The sequence below is a fragment of the Levilactobacillus parabrevis ATCC 53295 genome (assembly GCF_001434055.1).
In the GTDB taxonomy this organism is placed as follows: domain Bacteria; phylum Bacillota; class Bacilli; order Lactobacillales; family Lactobacillaceae; genus Levilactobacillus; species Levilactobacillus parabrevis.
In genome coordinates, this window is record NZ_AZCZ01000002.1 from 48,520 (window position 1) to 68,486 (window position 19,967).

Genomic DNA, 19,967 nt, shown 5'->3' on the forward strand with positions numbered 1-19,967 from the left:
GGCAAAGCCTCATAAATTAAAGACAATTAAAAATGGAACCGACTCGCTCAGCGAGTCAGTTCCATTTTTAAGTTATGCGTGTTCAGCAATTTGGAAATCGTTAGGGTCGGCTGTTGCTGGTGGATAATCATCCATTTGGGTGTCGCGGTAGTCCCACCACTCGTTCTCGTAGCCAAAGAATCCGGCTGAGTGCATGGCTTCATCGAGAATTTGGTAATGTTTTTCCTGAAGCGGTGTCCGCGTGAAGTCCCGGTGAGCGGCCACTGAGAAGTCGTCGAATTCCGTCTGCATTTCTAATTCCCTGCCAGCGGCGTCACACAGCGTGACATCGAAGGTAACGCCTTTTTGGTGGGAGAAGTTCGGGTTGGGTTTGGCGACGAACGAAGGATCGGGGTAGACATCATAGAGCCGTTCTTGTGCGGAGACGGGGCGGTAGGCATCCCAGACTTTCAGCCGATAGCCCTGTGACCGTAGTAGTTCGCTCGCTTTGGCTAACTTCTTCGCGGTTCCCGTTCGGGCGATGGCAGTGGCAAAATCGTAAATAACTTGATGCGTAAAATTATCCGTGGTGGCGTAGCGCAGGTCGACAATAATGCTGGGGTCCAGCGCTTGGACGTTGGTGAAGCCAGTTTCTAGTTGTGACATGTGGGGCACCTCCCAATTATAGTTAGTGCTAGTATACCGGGTTTGTGGGGAGAAAGCTTGTGAAGTGGCTTGAGGGGGTGGGGATGGTTTGAGCCTTTCTCTAATTATGTGGCGGAAACGTTGTCCGTGGGGCGGCTGGGTGAGTTTAACCATAGATTATGGGTGGGGCTAAGCCTTGGATTCTTTTTTTGGTTTGGGGCGCTCTTTGATTTTTATATAGCCGAAACGTGCTCCACAAAGCAGGTCCCTGCGCTTAACCCCATTAAGCCCAAAAGCCAGGCCCGGGCTGTTGACTTAATGACGTTAATGCTCAGGACCTAATCGCTTTGTTCCGCCCTCTTTTCTGAAACGTGCTCCACAAGGCAGACTCCTGCGCTTAACCCCAATAAGGAAAAAGCCAAGCCCGGGCTTTTACCCTTATTGACGTTAATGCTCAGAGTCTAACCGCTTTGTTCCGCACTCTTTTTACAAAAAACGACCAGAGCCTCAGGAGGGGTTCTGGTCGCAGTCAAGAAACACGAAAGTCACTCTAGCTTTCGCGCCTTTTAGTTTACGCTTTGATGGGGCGCGGGTTGTAGCGAGATGGCATGGTTGGTTCGGTCACCACGCTTAACGGGCGTGCTCGAGGTGGTCTTGCGCGTAGATACCGATGTCGGCTACGTGGACGGTCCCGCTGTGTTGCTTACCAGTGATCGTCAGAAGACCAATCTTGTTGTAGGCCATGGTGGTCGTGCTGTCGGCAACGACCGCAACCCCCATGACTTCACCGGTGTCGGCGTTGATGCCGGATGGAACGTCGATGGCGACCGTCTTTGCGTCGGCCGCATTAATCGCGTTGATGGCGTCGGCAAATTTACCAGTGATATCACGCGACAGACCCACACCGAAAATGGCATCGACAATCAGCGTGGCGTTGACTACGTGATTGAGGTCGGTCGTGAACGGAATGTGATAGTAGTTGGCAATCTTAAGTTGTTGGCTCGTCTGCGGGGTGGCCTTGGCCGGATCGCCCAGCAGATAAATTTCAACGTCGATACCGCGAATGTGCAACAGCCGGGCGACAGCAATCCCATCGCCACCGTTGTTGCCGGTCGCAGCCACAACCACGACACGGCTCAAATCAAAATCATCATTTAACAGGTTATTAAACGTTGCCAAGGCGGCGCGCTCCATGAGAACTAATGCGGGAATACCGATCTCGTTGATGGTATGCGCGTCATAACGTTGGGCTTCGGCAATGGTAATGGCTTTACTCATCATGAATCCCTCCTTAGATGGGGAAAACAAAGTTAATTATGAATGTTCCGTTTGCTGATCCTGCAGGACGCTACTGGAAAGTAATTGCAGTTGGGCGGTGATACTGGCGTAGTCAAAGTCGGCATCGGTTGGCGTGGCTTGTTGCCACCAATCGTGGAGGACCTCAATGGCTTGTTTTACCAAACGTTTACCATCGGTGGTTAGCTTCAAACGACGGTTACGACGATCACGCGGGTCCGTTTCCTTTTGCAATAGGGACAGCTTAACCAGGTGCTGCACCATCCGGGCCATGAGACCTTCGTCTACAGCCATCGTCCAGGCAGCTTTCCGCTGGTTCAGGTGGCTGGTCTCAGAGACCAGCACTAACAAATAAAATTCAGTGATGTTTACCGGCATTTCATCGGCTTCAAGAATCTGATTCATTGCCCGCTGGAATTGCCGGTGGAGAATGGCCAGGTTCGTAGTAAAGTCTAGTATCGAGTCTTCCATGAGCCACCTCCTAGGTAGTCAGAATGTTTGCATACCCCTAGTTTACACCAGATTTGAATAGAGGATAACATTCGCACTCGTTTCTTTGTCAGGAAGTGCTAGAATAGCAGTAAAACTAATTATGGGAGGCATTCCAATGTTTATTCAGATACCAACCGATATGGACGAGGTGCAGTTGCGCCAGTTACAATTAAAACAGCACGGTGAAGACAAGACCGAGGATGAAATTATTAATCAAGCAGTCTTGGACATTTTTCAGGGATTCCTAGACCAAGTGGAGGACGGTCACTATGACACCGCCAGTTGGCAGGGTGAAACACTGATCGTGACGGATATTGATGGTGTACAAACGGCTACGGTAACCGCACAAGGCGCCAGCTTCGGTGCTGACTTCCGGGAGAGTGCCGAAAAGCTCGAGTTACATTTGGAACAAGAGGCGGTTCGAGCATCGGGGGCGCGCTAAATTATTTGGTGTTATAACTAGTTTTGGATTACACTAAGGATGTTAAGCGTCCTTAGTGTAATGGATAGCACGAGAGATTTCGGTCCTTTCGATCGGGGTTCGACTCCCCGGGGACGCATCATATCAATCGGATTGTGTGAGACGCTATGATTACGTGGCGTCTTTTCTTTTTTCCAAAATACAGGTAGGTCCGTAAAATCGGGACCTACCTGTATTTAGCATAAAAAGTTATTTATTGAAATTCTTGGGCTTCACCCTCAACGGTAATTCGGTCACGACCAGCCTCCTTTGCGAGGTAGAGGTAGTGATCGACCCGTTTGAACCAGCTGTTGAAGTCGGCATCATCCGGTTGTAAGGCGGAGATACCAATGGAGACAGTCACGACGAGTTGTTGGCCGTTGATCTTTACCGGATGTTGTTGGAGCGTATCGCGAATCGATGTGACGATACGCTGGGCATCTGTGGGGGCGGTATCTTTAAAGATGATGACAAACTCCTCGCCACCGTAACGGAAGATTTCACCGTTATTCGTTTGCTGGGCCAATTCTTCGTTGAAGTGGTGGGCTACGTGCTTGAGTACGGCATCACCAGTCAAGTGGCCATATTTATCGTTGAATTGTTTGAAGTGGTCGATGTCGAACATCGCCATGGTAATCGGTGTCGTGGGGTGCTGCCGGTAAACGCCGAAGACCCCAACTGTGGTCGTATCAAAGTTGGCGCGGTTGCGCACACCGGTCAGTTCATCGTAGTTAGCTTCTTGATCTAACCGTGCAAAGTGACTGATGACGCGATTAACCCGCGTGACGAAGAACCGAATGATCCACATGTATATGATAAAGACCACGAGGACGTTGACCGTGTAGATGAGATGAAATGGCCGTACGGACCAGATGACCATACACCAGGCGAAGCCATATAGGAGCTGTAAGAGTAAGAAACGCCACTCGGAGTCCAACGCCAGTGCCTGATGATGGCTGATGTAAAGGATGACACTAATCAAAATGACTAATGCGATGGCGGAGACCCACCAGTATTGGAGGCTGGCGCCGATGTAGAGGGCCTGACCATAGAAGAATAGTGGCATGATCAGGTTGACCAGAGCTACCGCGAAGTTTTGCATTGAATAGAGACTGAATAACAGGATCATTAACTGCGCAATGGCGTAGCCCCAGCTTAAGACGTTGCCATTATTTAGGACCCAGAAGGTTTGCCGGAGAATGATGACGCTGGCAATGACGATGGCGGCCTCAATTAAATCTAGAATGATGGTAGCGGTCCGTGACAGCCGGGCTATTCGCTGTGCGAGAAAGTAAGTCATGACCATCATAATGGCGATAAGGCCAACGGTGATCAGGGCCATAATAATTGACTTTATATCAAAGATGTCGTGAAGAAAATTTTCAAAGAGGTACATTGTTTCACCCGCTCATATTACGATTCTAAAGTACACAGATAAGCATACCATAAATGGGGGTAACGGTTTCATTGATTAATAAATAAATTCATAAAATGGCGGGGACAATGTTGATGGAGTGTGGGGGCAGTGAGTGGGGATGGGGCTGGAATTAACGATTTGGAGAAGCCCGGCGATTATTGCGATTCAATGGTGGAACGCTTTATTCGCGAGCAATCTTTAGGTCAACTGTAAGGAGGATGACCAGTTGCTGTGGCGTATGGGCAATGCTACCCGGGTCTGACGGTTGGGGCAATCTTTCGCGGTTTTCCTCAGCTGTGAGCAAGTAACCTGTGAGTGCGTCGTTTGCCATGTGTAGGGTGTCGGGCATATCTTTGCCAAATGTGGCAGCGTGGGGTGCCAAGTCGGGAAAAGTAACTTCTACTTGCCCGTTTGAATTTTGTGAAAAGAGTGCAGCATATCGGTATTTCATGAGTGAGCCCTCCAATTATAGATACCTTATGTAACTGGACTGAGCTTACCACGTCTAAAGGCAATTCGTTAGGTTTAAGCTCTCTCATCTTTTTTTAATTTACCCATTGATTTCTAATGATTGGCAGTCTATAATACACAACAATACTTATAAAACGTTGAAGAAAGTAGTAACGAATCCGTTGGTGCCTAGGGAGTCACGTGAAGTGGAAAGTGACCGCCGCGCGTTCGTGAAGGTTAATTCTGAGTTCGGCAGTTGCTAAGGCTGTCGTGGTCGCCACCATTACCTGGCTAGCGGATGTTTGTCCGCGATGAGTGTGGTAGGTGACTGTCGCAAAAAGGTGGTACCGTTCTACTTGTAGAGCCCTTTTCCCGTATGGGAGAGGGCTCTTTTTCACGTTTACGGGTAAAAAAATTAAGTTCAGGAGGAATTGAAGATGGAAGAAATTAACGCAACACCACGGAAAAATTTGGGGCAATTGTTAGTCGTCAGTTCGTTGATCTTTGGGATGTTCTTTGGTTCTGGGAACTTGATTTTTCCCGTTCACTTGGGTCAGATGGCTGGATCGAATTGGTTTTTAGCAGCGTTGGGATTTGCGATTTCCGGGTCGCTGTTCCCGCTACTGGCGATTCTCGCCGTTGTTGTGACCAAGAGCGATGGCCTGCTCGACTTCGCACGACCACTGGGACGTCACTTCGCAGCCATTTTTCTCATACTGGTTCACTTGACGATTGGTCCGTTCTTCGCCACGCCACGGACGGCCGCCACGGCTTATCAAATGGCGGTGGCATCCTTTATTCCCAAGCATTTTTCGACACTGGGCATGTTGCTCTTTACCGGTTTATTCTTTGCGGTGACCTACCTGGCTGCGACCCATCAGAACAGTTTATTGAAGATTGTGGGTAAGTACCTGAACGCCGGTTTTCTAACGTTATTGGCCATCGTCTTCCTAGTGGCTTTTATCAAACCAATGGGTAACCTCAGTCAGGCGCCGACCGCTACCTACCAGGCAAATGCCACGATCGGTGGGTTGCTGGAAGGCTACAATACATTGGACGCCGTCGCTTTGTTGGCGCTGAGTGTCACGCTGATTCATGCCATTCGTGGCTTGGGTTACCGGGGCCGGGCGTTGACGAAACTGACGGCCAAGGCTGGACTAATCAGCATCTCGCTAGAGGTCTTGATTTACTTTGGATTGGTCATGTTGGGCGCATTGAGCATGAATCAGTTTAAACTTTCCGCAAATGGGGGGATCGCGCTTTCTCAAATCGTGGGGCATTACTTTAGCAGCGTGGGAACGTTGTTGCTGGGGGCTCTGGTCACGTTGGGTGTGCTGACGACTGCCATCGGTTTAGTTTGTTCGTTTGCCCAGGATTTCCACAAGTTATTCCCAAAGGTCAGCTACCGGGCCTGGTTACGAACGACGACGATCCTGTCCTTCCTGGTGGCCAACGCGGGCCTCGACACCATCATTTCCTGGTCGTTACCCATTCTGATGCTGATGTACCCGTTGGCCTTGGCGCTGATTCTGTTGTCACTGACTGTTTCGCAACGACCTTACGCTGGTACCGTCTACAAGGTCACGATTGCGTTCACCATTTTACCGGCAATCTTGGATATGTTGGCCAATACACCGGCCACCATCTCTGGCTTAGCCCCCATTCAACGTTTATTGACGCTGTATCACACGGCAATTCCATTTGCGAGTCTTGGCTTGGGGTGGCTGGTACCCACGCTGATTGGCTTTACCATCGGCATCATCTGGGGCCGTTTGCGCTGGGTCGGCCAACGCGGGACGCTGCCTGAGAGCAATCGTTAAAATGTGGGATAAGGGGCGGTTAGCCGGTGAGCGTTAAGGCTGATGACCGAATAGTCCTGGTTTTGGCTGGTTTAGTTATCAGGTTTAAACGGAACTGACTGCCTTTTGGCACATGTCTCTACCATATAAGATTGGATAACAACAGAGTCTGGAATTTGCCGCCAGACTCTGTTTTAGTGACTAAGTTTATTGGGCGATGGCCTTGAGAAAGTCGGATTCGCCGATGATGGTGATGACCGGAAAGATGCGGTTAAGCTCCTCGGCCTTGCGAATCTTGGGTGATTTGCCATCGTTGCCGACGACCTGTGGATTGGTGTGGCCGACTACAAGAAAATTGGTCGTTGCCGTTAAGGTGTGTTGTGGGGTGCCGCCGACTGCGGTGATTTTTTGAAAGGCAGTAGCACGCGTCATGAGCTGCAAGTTACCAGTGAGTACCACGTTGCGTTGGTAGAAGAGTGCGGCGGGCGTGAATTTTTCAAAAGTTGCCGTTTTTACATCGTGCGAGATATCCATCAGGTCGAGTACGCTGGTCTTTTGAAATTTTTTCTGTTCTAGTTGTGAGGAGACTCCCAGCTGATGAAAGCCGGCCGCGTTGAGGAGACTGTTGAGCGTGGGGACTTCGAGTTGCGCAACCAGGGACGCGATAATGTGGCCGCAGGTTTGCGCGTCGCTGAGGGCGTGATGTTCGTGGGCGTTGTGGATGCCGAAGTAGGCGGCCATATCGGCCAGACGGTGATGGGGATAGGCGATGAGTTGTTGGCAGACAATATAACTATCGAAGTATTTAAAAGGAAGCTGCGGCTGGCCGTGTTTCGCTAACGTTTGGCGTAACGCCGAGATGTCAAAATTAGTGTGGGAGACGATCAGTTGATGATCGAGCCAGCGGTGGAGGAGTGGCAACAGATCGCTAAAGGTCGGTGCGGTGGCGACTAGGTTGGCGTCGATTCCATGAATGGCGGTGTTACGGTCGGCAAACGGTTCGTGTGGGTTGATGAGGCTGTAGAAACTATTGGTCAGCTCACCGCGTTTGAATTGGGCGATCCCGATGGCACAGATTGAGGCGCGCGAGGCGTTCGCCGTTTCGACATCGATTGCAACGTAGTCTTCCATAGTTGTGAGGCTCCTTTGATTGGCCAGCAAATGTAACCCACAGTTAGCAGATTCGGACTGGACATTTTCTCCATCATACGGTATAAAGTTAAGAAATACTAGACAATTCACTATGGCCTTATTGGATAATATGGTTGCCCGATTAGGAGGTATGGGACGGTAGTGAATTTGGAAGTGCTGGTGGGGCGTGATGGACGACAGGGTGTGTTGTTTTAAATCATTTTCCGAAGAAATTGTTTGCCTTTTTGATGTCTAATTAAAATTAATGCGACAAATTTCGCTATTTTTACATTAGTAGTAAGTGTAGGTTCTTTTTGAACTCACCGGCAATTGCTATACTTATCAATAAGTGAATTTATAATAAATTGGGGCGACGGTCGGCTAATTCTACTGAAAGTCTCGCGCTGACTGCGATTATCTTATATACTTAGAACGTGATAAGGACAAGCATTCCGATGATAGAAAGCTGGTATAAATAATGGCACAATACAGTGCTTCAATGATTACGCATTCGTTCTGGTTTAACGAATTTTCCCAGTACCTAGAACTTCGTGAGCAAGGCATCAGTGATGATGATATTCGCGAGATGAGCGTTGATGAGAACTACTTTCAACAACAATCTAAGGCACGGTCTTTGGACATGGTGCGGGTCGTTAAACAACGTGTGGATACATTGGATGATGATTATTTTGATCTTTTTCCATCATTGGATATGGCCAATCAGAAACTGGTTAATCTCGTCGCTAGTGTGAAGTGTAACCAGCTATTTGACGACTTCATGTATGAGGTCTACCGGAGTGAATTGCTCCTGGGGGATGCTAAGTTACATAGTTATGAAGTAGAAGCTTTTTTTAATCAGAAGCAAGTTGATAGTCTGCAAATTGCAGCTTGGACGGAGCAGACTGTTCGGCGCTTGTCTGGGACGTTTAAGACTTTTCTCCGTGAGGCTGATTTACTCGAGGACCAGGGGGACTATGACTTGGTAAAACGACCGTTGTTGGATACACGATTAGAATTTTTATTGCAAACAAAGGGAGCTACTCGGCAACTGGCAGCTCTTTTGGGGAGATAGTATGACAAATACGACAGAAAAATTGAAGCATTTACGTGAAAAGGTTGCGGATCCCGATTTTCAGCAAAGTCGGGGACTATCCAATGAAGTTTCCTACTATATTTTAGCTTTTGCACCACAGGATCAGCCATTGGTAACCGAAGAGATTCACAGCATGGAACAGCAATTGAATCGGGAAACGATTGGCATGGACATTGTTGAGTTTAATTTATACAACATCATGTGGGAATTGTTAGATGATATGGGCATTCGCGAAGATGTCATAGCGATGGAAGCGTCTGATGGGATTGATTATCTAACAGAGCAATTGAATAACGCGCTGGAAATGACAAGTTCTGATAATCTGTTCGTTCAATACATGCAGCGACACTTACCTAAGGATCCGGTGATTGTGTTTGTCACTGGAATTGGCGAAATCTTCCCATTAATCCGCGCACACAAGGTGCTTAACACCATGCATCAGATCGTAAATAGCGTCCCGGTAGTCTTCTTTTATCCCGGGACGTATGATAGTTTAAGTCTCAGTATGCTTGGTGAGTCCAAAGAGGATAACTACTACCGAGCATTTCAGATCAATTAGGGGAGAGCCGCAATGAAAATTAAAGATATTTTTGCCAAATCGATTGACCGAGATATTAAAGGGGTCATTACGATTGGCGATGAGCAAGATGCAAACGTTAAACAGGAATTAGAAGAATACGTGGTGACCAAGGAACTGGATAACCACTTCAAGGACTTCTTCGCGGCCTATGCGGAGGGCATTCACCACGATACGACTAATATGGGTGTCTGGATCTCCGGGTTCTTTGGATCTGGGAAATCTCATTTCTTGAAAATTCTAGCTTATTTATTGGAAAACCGAGAAGTTGCTGGGAAGAAGGCCCTCGATTACTTCGTTGATGATCAGAAGATTCACGATCAGGGAACCTTAGCTGACATGAAGTTGGCGACCACGGTGCCGAACGAGGTCATGCTGTTCAACATTGATTCCAAGGCCAAGAATGGTAATAAGTCGCAAAAGGATGCCATCCTTAATGTTTTCCTCCAGGTTTTTAACGAACAGTTGGGCTTGTTTGGCGCTGACTTTTGGATTGCTGATTTGGAACGTGATCTGATTGCACAAGGAAAATATGACGAATTTCAAGCGAAATTTCAGGAATTGGATCGGCAACATCGCGAGTGGAAGGACGCACGTAATGCCTATGCCTTCTTGAAGGGAACCATTCGTGATACGTTGGTTGGTATTGGCTTTATGTCGACGGATGATGCCAATGGTTTTATCGACCAACTGAAGAAGGAATATCCGGTTAGCGTGGAGAGCTTTGCCAAATTAGTCAATCAATACATTGAAAAGCAAGAGCCTAACTATCACATGGTTTTTCTAGTAGATGAAGTTGGGCAATACATCGGATCTAGTCAACAGCGGATGCTTAATCTGCAGAGTATTGTTGAAGATCTAGGGACTTACACGCATGGTAAGGCGTGGGTTATTGTCACAAGTCAACAGGCGATTGATAAGGTGACCACCAACATTAATGGTCAAGATTTCTCCAAGATTCAGGGCCGGTTCAAGACACGGATTGCGATGTCTTCAGCAAACGTTGATGAGGTGATTCAAAAGCGACTGCTTGCAAAGACGGACAGTAGCGAGCGGTTGTTGGAAGCCACCTTTGGAGACAATCAGCACGTCATTAATAACTTAATCAGCTTTGATGGCAAAGAAGAACGGAAGCGTTACGACAACGCGAAGATGTTTGCTGATCTTTATCCGTTTGTCCCTTACCAAATCTTCCTACTGCAAGATACATTGACGGCGATTCGGGAGAATGGGTCTGATGGAAAGCATTTGGCCAACGGTGAACGATCAATGTTGGCTGTGTTCCAGGAATCGGCACGACGTTTAGAGAATCGCGATACAAAAGTTTTAGTTCCATTTAGCATTTTCTTCCAGGGACTGAGTCACTTCTTGGATCATACCCATATGATTGTGATTCAGCGGGCACAGAACAATGAATTGATCAATCCAACGGGGGAAGATAATCCCTTCGCTGTTCAGGTTCTGGAAACTTTGTTCATGGTAAAGTACGTTCAAGACTTTGACGCCACTTTGAATAATTTGGTGACGCTGATGATTGATTCGATCGATACGGACCGGATTGAATTGGAAGCCAAGGTTAAACAAGCCTTGCAGGTACTGCAAGAACAAAATATTGTTGAAAAGACCAGTAAGGGCTATGAGTTCTTAACCGATGCGGAACAGGACATCAGTAAGCAGATTCAACGGCAAAACGTGGATTCTGGAGATATCTCACAGGCGATTGGGGAGTACCTCTTCAGCAGTGCTGCAATTTCAAAGCGCTACACCTATCCAAAGCTGAAGCAGCAGTATACCTTCGTCTTTAATCAGTGGGTGGATGATCGTCCAGTTGGTCAGACTAATCAAGATATTAACCTGAAGATTTCTACAGTTGAAAATGTAGATAATCATGAGGATATCGAATTACGACGGCAATCGAGTTCGCCAGAACAGCCGCAGATTATTATCGATCTGCCACAGGAACGACAATATGCCGATGACCAGCAGCAAGTATTGCGGATTCAGAAGTTCATTTTAAATCCTCAGGAGCAGTCGCAGGATGCCCGTTCACAACGAATCGTGGACTTAAAGAAGACGGAGCTATCTTCGTTGAAGGCTACTGTGGCTCAGGAACTCTTGGAGGTGCTCCAACGCGCGGACATTTACGTGCAAGGTGAGCGAATTGACGCTGGGACAAAGGATTTCTTTGCCCGGTTAGCACAGGCGCAGGAGCAGTTGATTAACGAAATCTATCGTAACTTAGACTACATTAGTGTGGTTAAGCAAGAAAGTGACGTTGTCGCGCTCTTCAAAGACACCAATGAATTAGTCAAGACCGATGAAAATGCGCGGGCCGTTCAAGCCGTCTTGGAACGGATTAACCGCGAGTATTCGGGCCATAATAAGATCTCCTACAAGTCCATTTTAGAACGATTCAGTAAAGTGCCTTATGGATATCGTGAGATTGATACCAAATGGTTAGTTGCCAGACTTTTCGCTGATGCTAAGCTAAAAGTTTATGTGAACGGTGAAGCACTCAGTCTACGTGCAGAATCGTCGGCCAACGAGTTGGCCAAATACTTCCTTAAGCGGCAGTATATTGATGCTGTTCAAGTGGAACCACGCCAAGCGATTAGCGAACAGAAGAAGAAAGATCTACGAAAGGTGGCAAAGGAGGTCTTTGGCAAGGAGTCGTTTAGCGATGCCGAGGATGACACTTTGATGCACGAGTTGCAGGATGCGGTGACTCATGAACGTGATGCTGTGGCAGTTTATGCCAATAAGGATGGATTCTATCCGGGCCACGACGTTTTGCAAGACGGAATTGATCTGATGAACAAATTGTTGGTACAGCATGATACCGATAAGTTCTATGATCTGATTAGCCAAAGACGAGAAGACCTGCTGTACTGGCATGACGAGATGGAAGACGATGGTATCAATGAATTCTATCACAGTGCAACGCAACAGAAAATTTGGCAGGATGCGCATTTCCAACAGAATGTTTTCGCGCATTCCAAAGAATTTGTCACTAGTCCACAGGTCAAAGACTTGATTGCGCAAATTGATAAGATTATGCGTCAACGGCCACAGGGTAAAACTAAAAAGCTTAACGACTTGGTAGAAGCCTTTCGGACAGCATTTAGTACCGAATTCGATGCAGGCTTGGGTGACACTCAGAGTAAAATTGAGGATGAACAGGCTGCCACGGAGAGTTATGCGGAGGAGCACCAGCTAACGCGTGAATTTGAAAGCAGGATTAAGCAAGACTTTATGCACCTGTTGGAAAACGCACGGGATGCGACCACTTTAAACGAACTCTTTGTCGTGCCGCAACAAGCGCAGAAGCGACGGGAAGCTTTGACCAAAGAAATGGATCGGTTGTTGGCTATGCGGGCTGAAGCAGCAGATCGGGCGAGTCACGAGAAAGATGATAATACAGGTAACGGTCGAAACACATTGTCTAGAGTTACACCAGGTTTAGGTTCAGGACCCGATCCTGAATCAGGCTCGACTGGTAAGGTAGTGGTAGAGAAGGAACCTAAGAATGTTAGCGCCAAAACCTTGCCGATGGATCAGACCTGGCGTTTGAGCAACTCTCAGGACATTGACGTTAAAGTTGAACAACTGAGAACAATCCTCAAACAACAACTAAAGGATAATGGCAAAATTGATTTTGAACTGTAGTCAAGATTTGAGATGGAGTGAAGGAAAAGTATATGGATAAAACAGCAATTAAAAAGTTTGCGGTTGCGGCACGTAATTCACTCATCGAAAGTATCAGGTTGAAGGCGGCAACGCTGGGAATTACTGAAACGGGTGCCAGTGACAAGCTGTCAGTCTCAACATCAGAAATTGAATATTACGTAGATGATCAACACGGAATCACAGGGCATGATATCGTGAAACGTCAAAAGCTTGTTGACGAGCTGAATCAACGGTCACGTAAGAATGACTTTGCCACAGCATTCAATGATTTGGTCGAAGAGGTCGCCTACACGTGGTTCAACCGAATCATTGCCATTCGCTTTATGGAAGTTAACGACTATTTGCCTAGTGGTATCCGGGTGTTATCAAGCACCGAGAACCGTAATGTTCCAGATATTATGGTAAATACAGGGGATGCCGAAGAGGATTTGGGTGGATTTACATTCAAAGAACATGCATTAATTGATCGGGCAATGGACACGGAAAAACCGAGCGACATGGACGCAGAGTACCAGATGTTATTCATCAAACAGGCGAACGCTTTACACAAGAATCTGCCTTATTTATTCGAAACAACGAATGATTATGCAGAATTATTGTTCACTCCAAGCTATCACGATGGCGTTATTCAGCATTTAATTACCGACGTCAGCGAGGATGATTTCAATGTGGCCGTGGGCGGTCAGGTCGAGATTATTGGGTGGCTGTATCAGTACTATAATACGGAACCACATGATCAAGTTGTGAATATTACTGGTGGCCCTGTCAAAAAGAATGACATTCCAGCCGCTACCCAATTGTTCACCACGGATTGGGTTGTTAAATACATGGTAGATAATTCGTTGGGAAAGTATTGGCTAGAGCGACACTCCGAGAGCAATCTTAAAGATAAGCTGAAGTTTCTACTTCCCGGCGATATTGAAGTGATTAGTGACGACGAATCAGTTGAAGATCTAAAAATCATTGATAATGCCTTGGGATCAGGCCATATTCTGGTATATGCCTTTGATGTTTTGATGGAGATCTATCAAGAACAAGGTTACTCTGTCAGAGATGCCGCTACTCTAATTATCAAGAATAATTTATTTGGACTGGAAATTGACCAGCGGGCGTATCAATTATCGTATTTTGCGTTGATGATGAAGGCTCGTCAATTTAATCGTCGCGCACTGCGTAAGGGCAGCTTTGAACCGAACGTTTTTGTTTTTGAAGATACCGACGATATTCCAGAAGAATTCATGACGCGGATACCTAAGGAGTCTCAAGCTGATTTGGCGGACATTATTGACAGATTCAGTAATGCACGTGAACTAGGATCAATTATCGATTTTGATAATAAAGACTATAATTTTGAAGCTTTGCGGGATGCTATCAAATCGGTAGAGGTCGAGGGACTGGATGTTTTTGGTCTACAAGAGACGAAAGATAAGCTATTACGAGTTCTATCGATTGCTGAAATTTTGACTAAACATTATGAAGTGGTCGTAACGAATCCACCTTACATGAACAAAATGGATGCAGCACTGAAAAAGTACGTCAAAAAGCACTATGCAGATTATTCTGGTGATCTATTCTCGGTATTTATTTTCAATAACAGTAATTTAGCTAAAGTTGGTGGCTATTCCGCCTTCATGACGCCATTCGTTTGGATGTTCATCAAGACTTATGAAAAGCTGCGGAAGTACTTAATTGAAACGAAGAAGATTGATAGTCTCATTCAGATGGAATACTCTGCATTTGAAGAAGCAACGGTACCGATTAATACGTTTGTGATGAAGAATGTGACAAACGAGGCTGTGGGCACTTACGTGAAACTTTCAGCGTTCAAGGGTGGCATGGATGTCCAGAAGGATAAGGTTCTTGAGGCGATAGCTAACCCTGATACTAGCTACCTTTATCGAACTAACCAAGCGAACTTTGCTAAGATTCCGGGAATGCCAATTGCTTATTGGGCTAGTGCTAACTTGATTCATGACTTTGAAGTTGGTACGCGCATGGGTGAACTAGTAGACGCTCGACAAGGTATTGCGACGACAGACAACAAAAGATTTTTACGCATGTGGTTTGAAATACAGAAGTCGGCGATTAATTTTAATGCCACATCTACTCAGGACGCATTGTCATCAGGAATGAAGTGGTTTCCTTGCAATAAGGGAGGCGCATATCGAAAATGGTATGGAAACTATGACTATGTAATCAATTATCAAAATGATGGTTCGGAAATTAAAAATAATGTACTCAGAAAATATCCTTATTTAAAGACTCCTGACTTTGTAGTAAAAAACACTAGTTATTACTTTCGTGAAGCGATAACTTGGCCCAAAATAACTTCAGGTCAATTTAGTGTACTGTATAGGGAAAATGGTTCTATACCGGAAACAGCTGGAAATGAAGCTTTCTCCACAGATAAGAATCAGCTGCTGTATATTCTCGCGTTTTTAGGCACGAAAGTAACGAATAAAATTATGCGTACGTTAAACCCAACAATAAACTCTCAAGTCGGTGACTTCAATAACGTTCCTGTTCTTTTAAGTAATGGTCTGAAGCCCATACGCATAGTAAAAGAACTTATTAACATTGCAAAAGATGATTGGGATTGCTTTGAGATCTCCTGGGACTTCAACACTCATCCACTCCTAATCCACATCGCTGACGATAAGCGAAACGAAGTGAATGGCAAGCTTAAAAATGCGTTTAATTTATGGCAAAATGAAGCTCAAGATCGGTTTGATCAGCTCAAGGCGAATGAAGAAGAGTTAAATCGAATCTTCATTGATTTGTATGGCCTGAACGATGAACTAACACCAGAAGTAGCTGATAAGGATGTTTCTGTAAGGCTGGCTGACGAAGAACGCGACATTAAGTCTTTCCTGTCGTATTTCGTGGGTGTTGTGCTTGGTCGTTATTCATTAGATGTTGAAGGGTTGGCCTTTGCTGGTGGTGAATGGGATTCGAGCAAGTACCGGTCATTTGTGCCAAACGAAGATAATCTATTGATGCTAAACGATACCGACTACTTTGATGATTCACGTGATATTATTTATCGTTTGAAGGAATTTTTAACGGCTACTTTTGGGCCAGAAACGGTTGATGAGAATATTACTTATATTGCCTCAGTGATTGGGAAAAAGGCTGATTCAGATGAAGCGGCCATTCGTCGGTACTTTGTGGAAGACTTCTTTAAGGATCACAAGAAGATCTATCAAAAGCGGCCAATATATTGGGAGTATAGCAGTGGCAAGAACAATGGGTTCAAGGCATTGATGTACCTCCATCGCTACGATTCTGATGAATTGGCCATGATTCGGACAAACTATCTGCATCCGTTGCAGGGCAAGTACGAATTACGAATTGGTCAATTGACTCAGCTAGCAAGTAATGAGACGGTAACGAGTCAAAAGAAGCGCTATGAAAAGGAACTCAAGCATTTAAACCAGCAGTTAGCTGAAATCATTAAGTATGATCCGGTGATTCAGCATATTGCTAACCAGAAAATTGAACTTGATTTAGATGATGGAGTTGTTGTGAATTACGACAAGCTTCAAGATGGTAGCACCATTTTGTCTAAGTTAAAATAAGCCAAAGGGGACTTCTCAAACCGATGAGAAGCCCCCTTTGTGCCAAGTTATGTGCCAACTATTTTGAGATATTATTCAGGATTGAAATGATCTTGTCTTGATCCTGAGATTCAAGTTCTTTGATGATGTGTAGGTATGTTGATTGGGTGGTTGTGATGTTACTGTGTCCCAATCTACGAGAGACTGATAAGACACTAACCCCTTTGTAGAGCAGGATTGAAGCGTGTGTATGTCGTAAACCATGAAAAGTGATTCGAGGAATGTTGAGCTGCTCTAGCTTTTCTGTCAGGATCTTATTGATTTCGGCGCTAACCAAGATATGACCGGTTGCGTTCATGAAAATGGGACGATTTGAACTCAGAAAGTGCAGATCAAGAAATTCTTGAAGTTTCTGACTAGTTTGTTGGTCAATGGCAATGTCTCGGACCGAGGACTGGGTCTTGGTCTTCATAAAACCGGTCTTATACTTGTAATCCCAAGCTTTGTTCACAGCAATTAGATTGTTTTTTAGATCGATATCGCTTGGCGTGAGCCCTACGATTTCACCATAACGCATGCCAGTGACAGCAGCTAAATACACGATCATTTCGCCAATTTGTGATGTATCGAGATTGAGTAGTAGTTTTTTCCAATCATCGTAGTTCAGAGTCTTAGAAACTTTAGGTCGTTCACAACCTGTGATCACAGCCTTTCTGGTCGGGTCAGTGGTAATTATTTTTTCATCTAAGGCTTCTAGAATGCAGGCACGAAGCTGTTTGTGGAAACACGAAACCGTTCTCTTGGCATGACTTTCGGCAAATTTATTTAGCTGTTCTTGGTAGATAAGTTTGGTTAAATCTTTCAATTTGAGGTCGCCAAAAAGCTCGTTGGCATGTTTGGCGGTATTTTGGTATTTGTTATAGGTAATTGGTGTTACGGCGTTTTGTTTGTAAACTTGAATCCACCGCCGATAGTAGGAGACTAAGGATTCACTACCAGACTGGACAGTTGTGAGGTTGGGATGCTCCGTTTGAACTTTACTAGCAGCTAAAATAGCCTCAGATTTGAGCAGAAAGCCTGATTTACGAAGCTTCTTGTACTTTCCATTTTGGTCCTTATAGGAGATTTCGTATTGCCAAGCATTACCACGTTTACGATAACTTACCATGTTTTTCCCTCCATTATGTGTCTATTGGCACAATTTTGTCACAGATTGACTAGTTAGCCAACGGGAGAACGACAGTATGATAGGTTATCGTCAGCGATGTGGGTTAGGAGTGGATGAGTGGTGAAGTCCCAAGCGGTTTCATATAGATTCCAATCTGTTTGGGCAATATCTATACATTTCTTCACCAAAGTAAGATCAATGTCTTTTGTCAGCAAAACTGGAAAATTAACAAAGTTACCGGTTTTTAAATGAATTGTCGGATTTAGTAAATTGAATATATGTCCAGCAACCTTCGTATTCAATAATGCCATCAAATATAGTAGATCCATCTTTTTATAGAAAGCAGACATGCCTGTAGTTTCAGGTATGAAGCCATTATCGACTAATCTTGCACCAAATTCACCACTCGTAATATCAGACCAAGTTATCGCTTCACGAAAGTAATAATCGGTGTTTTGTGGTCGTGACCGTACTTTACCATTTTTATCAGTAAAATTACGAATTTCATGACCGTTATTTTTCCAGTTTACAACATAATCATAGTTTCCAAACCATTTTCGATAAGCGCCACCTTTGTTACAAGGAAACCATTTTTTTTGAGACTTAACTGACTCAGATATACTAACAGATCTGAAGCTTATTTTCTTATTATCTACTTCATACCAAATCCGTAAAAACTTATTATTATCCCCCGTCTGAAGACCAACCTTGGCATCAACCAATTCACCCATGCGCGTACCAACTTCAAAGTCATGAATCAAGTTAGCACTAGCCCAATAAGCAATTGGCATTCCCGGAATCTTAGCAAAGTTCGCTTGGTTAGTTCGATAAAGGTAGCCCACATCGGTATTCTTAACTGCCGATAAATAAGCTTGTTCCTTTTTCTGCTGCGAATCAAAGTTAACCAGTCGTTCGTAAGTCCCAATGAAATTAGCAATAGTCTGGTGTCTGAAGATGAATGTTGTAGATTGAACAACCTCTCCACCAATTTCTTCAAACGCGCGTGTTCCCAGGTGTGCCATATTAATCAACGTATCTGCTTTCAGAACTGAGCGTAATTTTTCAAAACTCGAAAGGAACATCCAAGCATGTTGCGTAATCATAGCATAATAACCATTCGTATCAGTTAAACTTCGTAGGCGTTCCATGAATACCGCGAAGAGATCCGACTTACTATTTGGAAAATGCTTTTTAACGTATTTTCCAAGGATCGAATCCATCTTACCAGAACCCATATAGGGCGGGTTCATCGCGCCAATAGTGAATTGTCGTGACAGTATTTTCCCAACAGCACAGATTTCACGCAATTTATCTTGGCTCTCTGTCAGTACGATAGAACTCAACGACAGCTGGCCTTCATCTAGTTCTTGGTTGCTAATCCGCGTTATCATTGACCAATCTACAGACTTATCCAACTGGATTAAAGATCCATACTCGTTTCCATAACGAAATTGATCCAGCAAATAGTCTAACTGTTTTGACTCGTCTTCAGACTGGAGTAATTCCTGGAAGTCTGCACTCGTTAATTCGCCGGATTCAGGAACATCAAACACATTTGGTCGAATATCCAAAGTTAGAAAACGACGATTAGCGCCACGAGCCTTCATCATTAACGAAAAGTAAGCTAATTGGAAGGCACGAGTATCGATGTCTAGTCCATAGATGTTCTTCTGAACGATTAACTTTGCTGCATCTCTGTGAGAATAGCCTTCTCGCTCGTAAATCTGCATAAAGACTTCGAAGGCATAAATTAAGATATGTCCTGATCCCATAGCCGCATCAATCAAAGTCACATCTTCAATGTCCGCCTGTGAGAGACTGTCAACATTAGTCTGTATACTAATTTGATCCGACTGTTCAGCTTCAGGCATAAAGTATTGCCAGCCAAAATCTTCAGCAATTTCCCTACTAGAACGTGGATCTCCCTTAGCTTGCAGCACATCAACCCAATAACGTCCCAAGGAATTTTCAACCATGTATTTAACAATCCAGTCGGGCGTAAATAATTGTGTAACAGCTGGAATATCAGATTCGAGGTATTTCTTTTTCTTGAATGCCCGGTCTTTCGGTTCCGTATTATAGTACTGATACAGCCACCCAATAATCTCGACCTGACCACCCACGGCCACATTGAAATCATCCTCGCTAACGTCGGTAATTAAATGCTGAATAACGCCATCGTGATAGCTTGGAGTGAACAATAAATTTCACAAATT

General features: G+C 45.1%; 14 protein-coding genes and 1 tRNA gene. 7 read left to right on the plus strand and 8 right to left on the minus strand.

What is annotated here, in order from left to right:
* Positions 1 to 72 precede the first annotated feature (72 nt).
* From FD07_RS00825 to FD07_RS00840, 3 genes are all read right to left on the minus strand, one after another.
* Entirely contained in the window at positions 73 to 645 is a 573-nt protein-coding gene (locus FD07_RS00825; protein WP_020089132.1) for a M15 family metallopeptidase, read from the minus strand.
* Between the two features lie 609 nt (positions 646 to 1,254).
* A complete protein-coding gene (locus FD07_RS00835; protein WP_027825942.1) occupies positions 1,255 to 1,905 on the minus strand; it encodes an NAD(P)H-hydrate epimerase in 651 nt (216 codons plus the stop codon).
* Between the two features lie 33 nt (positions 1,906 to 1,938).
* Positions 1,939 to 2,391: a MarR family winged helix-turn-helix transcriptional regulator gene (locus FD07_RS00840; protein WP_020089135.1), complete on the minus strand. Its 453-nt coding sequence runs from the start codon at positions 2,389 to 2,391 to the stop codon at positions 1,939 to 1,941.
* Between the two features lie 136 nt (positions 2,392 to 2,527).
* Between FD07_RS00840 and FD07_RS00845 the strand changes: the two genes are divergently transcribed.
* Together FD07_RS00845 and FD07_RS00850 are read left to right on the plus strand one after the other, a co-directional pair.
* A complete protein-coding gene (locus FD07_RS00845) occupies positions 2,528 to 2,854 on the plus strand; it encodes a hypothetical protein (RefSeq protein WP_020089136.1) in 327 nt (108 codons plus the stop codon).
* A 46-nt stretch (positions 2,855 to 2,900) separates the two neighbouring features.
* Positions 2,901 to 2,972: transfer RNA gene (locus FD07_RS00850), tRNA-Arg, on the plus strand.
* Positions 2,973 to 3,086: 114 nt separating this feature from the next.
* On the opposite strand, the gene FD07_RS00855 is transcribed toward FD07_RS00850, so the two are convergent.
* Together FD07_RS00855 and FD07_RS00860 are read right to left on the minus strand one after the other, a co-directional pair.
* On the minus strand, positions 3,087 to 4,268 hold the full coding sequence (locus tag FD07_RS00855) for a GGDEF domain-containing protein (RefSeq protein ID WP_020089137.1): 1,182 nt from the start codon (positions 4,266 to 4,268) through the stop codon (positions 3,087 to 3,089).
* A gap of 202 nt (positions 4,269 to 4,470) precedes the next feature.
* Entirely contained in the window at positions 4,471 to 4,740 is a 270-nt protein-coding gene (locus tag FD07_RS00860) for a type II toxin-antitoxin system HicB family antitoxin (protein WP_020089138.1), read from the minus strand.
* A 445-nt stretch (positions 4,741 to 5,185) separates the two neighbouring features.
* On the opposite strand from FD07_RS00860, the gene brnQ reads away from it, so the two are divergent.
* The gene (gene brnQ / locus FD07_RS00865) at positions 5,186 to 6,559 is read left to right on the plus strand and encodes a branched-chain amino acid transport system II carrier protein (protein WP_373879001.1); all 1,374 of its coding nucleotides are present in this window, start codon (positions 5,186 to 5,188) and stop codon (positions 6,557 to 6,559) included.
* Positions 6,560 to 6,745: 186 nt separating this feature from the next.
* On the opposite strand, the gene FD07_RS00870 is transcribed toward brnQ, so the two are convergent.
* Positions 6,746 to 7,669: an exonuclease domain-containing protein gene (locus FD07_RS00870; protein ID WP_020089140.1), complete on the minus strand. Its 924-nt coding sequence runs from the start codon at positions 7,667 to 7,669 to the stop codon at positions 6,746 to 6,748.
* A 478-nt stretch (positions 7,670 to 8,147) separates the two neighbouring features.
* Between FD07_RS00870 and FD07_RS00875 the strand changes: the two genes are divergently transcribed.
* Genes FD07_RS00875 through pglX (FD07_RS00890) form a run of 4 tightly spaced genes read left to right on the plus strand, consistent with a single transcriptional unit; the run spans position 8,148 to position 16,604 of the window.
* Entirely contained in the window at positions 8,148 to 8,741 is a 594-nt protein-coding gene (locus FD07_RS00875) for a DUF1819 family protein (protein ID WP_020089141.1), read from the plus strand.
* A gap of 1 nt (position 8,742) precedes the next feature.
* Positions 8,743 to 9,321, plus strand: a complete 579-nt coding sequence (locus FD07_RS00880; RefSeq protein ID WP_020089142.1) for a DUF1788 domain-containing protein — start codon at positions 8,743 to 8,745, stop codon at positions 9,319 to 9,321.
* Positions 9,322 to 9,333: 12 nt separating this feature from the next.
* Positions 9,334 to 13,005, plus strand: coding sequence for a BREX system P-loop protein BrxC (gene brxC, locus FD07_RS00885; RefSeq protein ID WP_020089143.1), 3,672 nt, complete (start codon positions 9,334 to 9,336; stop codon positions 13,003 to 13,005).
* 32 nt (positions 13,006 to 13,037) lie between these two features.
* On the plus strand, positions 13,038 to 16,604 hold the full coding sequence (pglX, locus tag FD07_RS00890; RefSeq protein ID WP_057161927.1) for a BREX-1 system adenine-specific DNA-methyltransferase PglX: 3,567 nt from the start codon (positions 13,038 to 13,040) through the stop codon (positions 16,602 to 16,604).
* 58 nt (positions 16,605 to 16,662) lie between these two features.
* Here the strand turns inward: pglX (FD07_RS00890) and FD07_RS00895 are convergent, their stop codons facing one another.
* A complete protein-coding gene (locus tag FD07_RS00895; protein WP_020090501.1) occupies positions 16,663 to 17,751 on the minus strand; it encodes a tyrosine-type recombinase/integrase in 1,089 nt (362 codons plus the stop codon).
* Positions 17,752 to 17,804: 53 nt separating this feature from the next.
* Positions 17,805 to 19,952, minus strand: coding sequence for a BREX-1 system adenine-specific DNA-methyltransferase PglX (gene pglX, locus FD07_RS00900; protein WP_156403277.1), 2,148 nt, complete (start codon positions 19,950 to 19,952; stop codon positions 17,805 to 17,807).
* Positions 19,953 to 19,967: the final 15 nt, after the last annotated feature.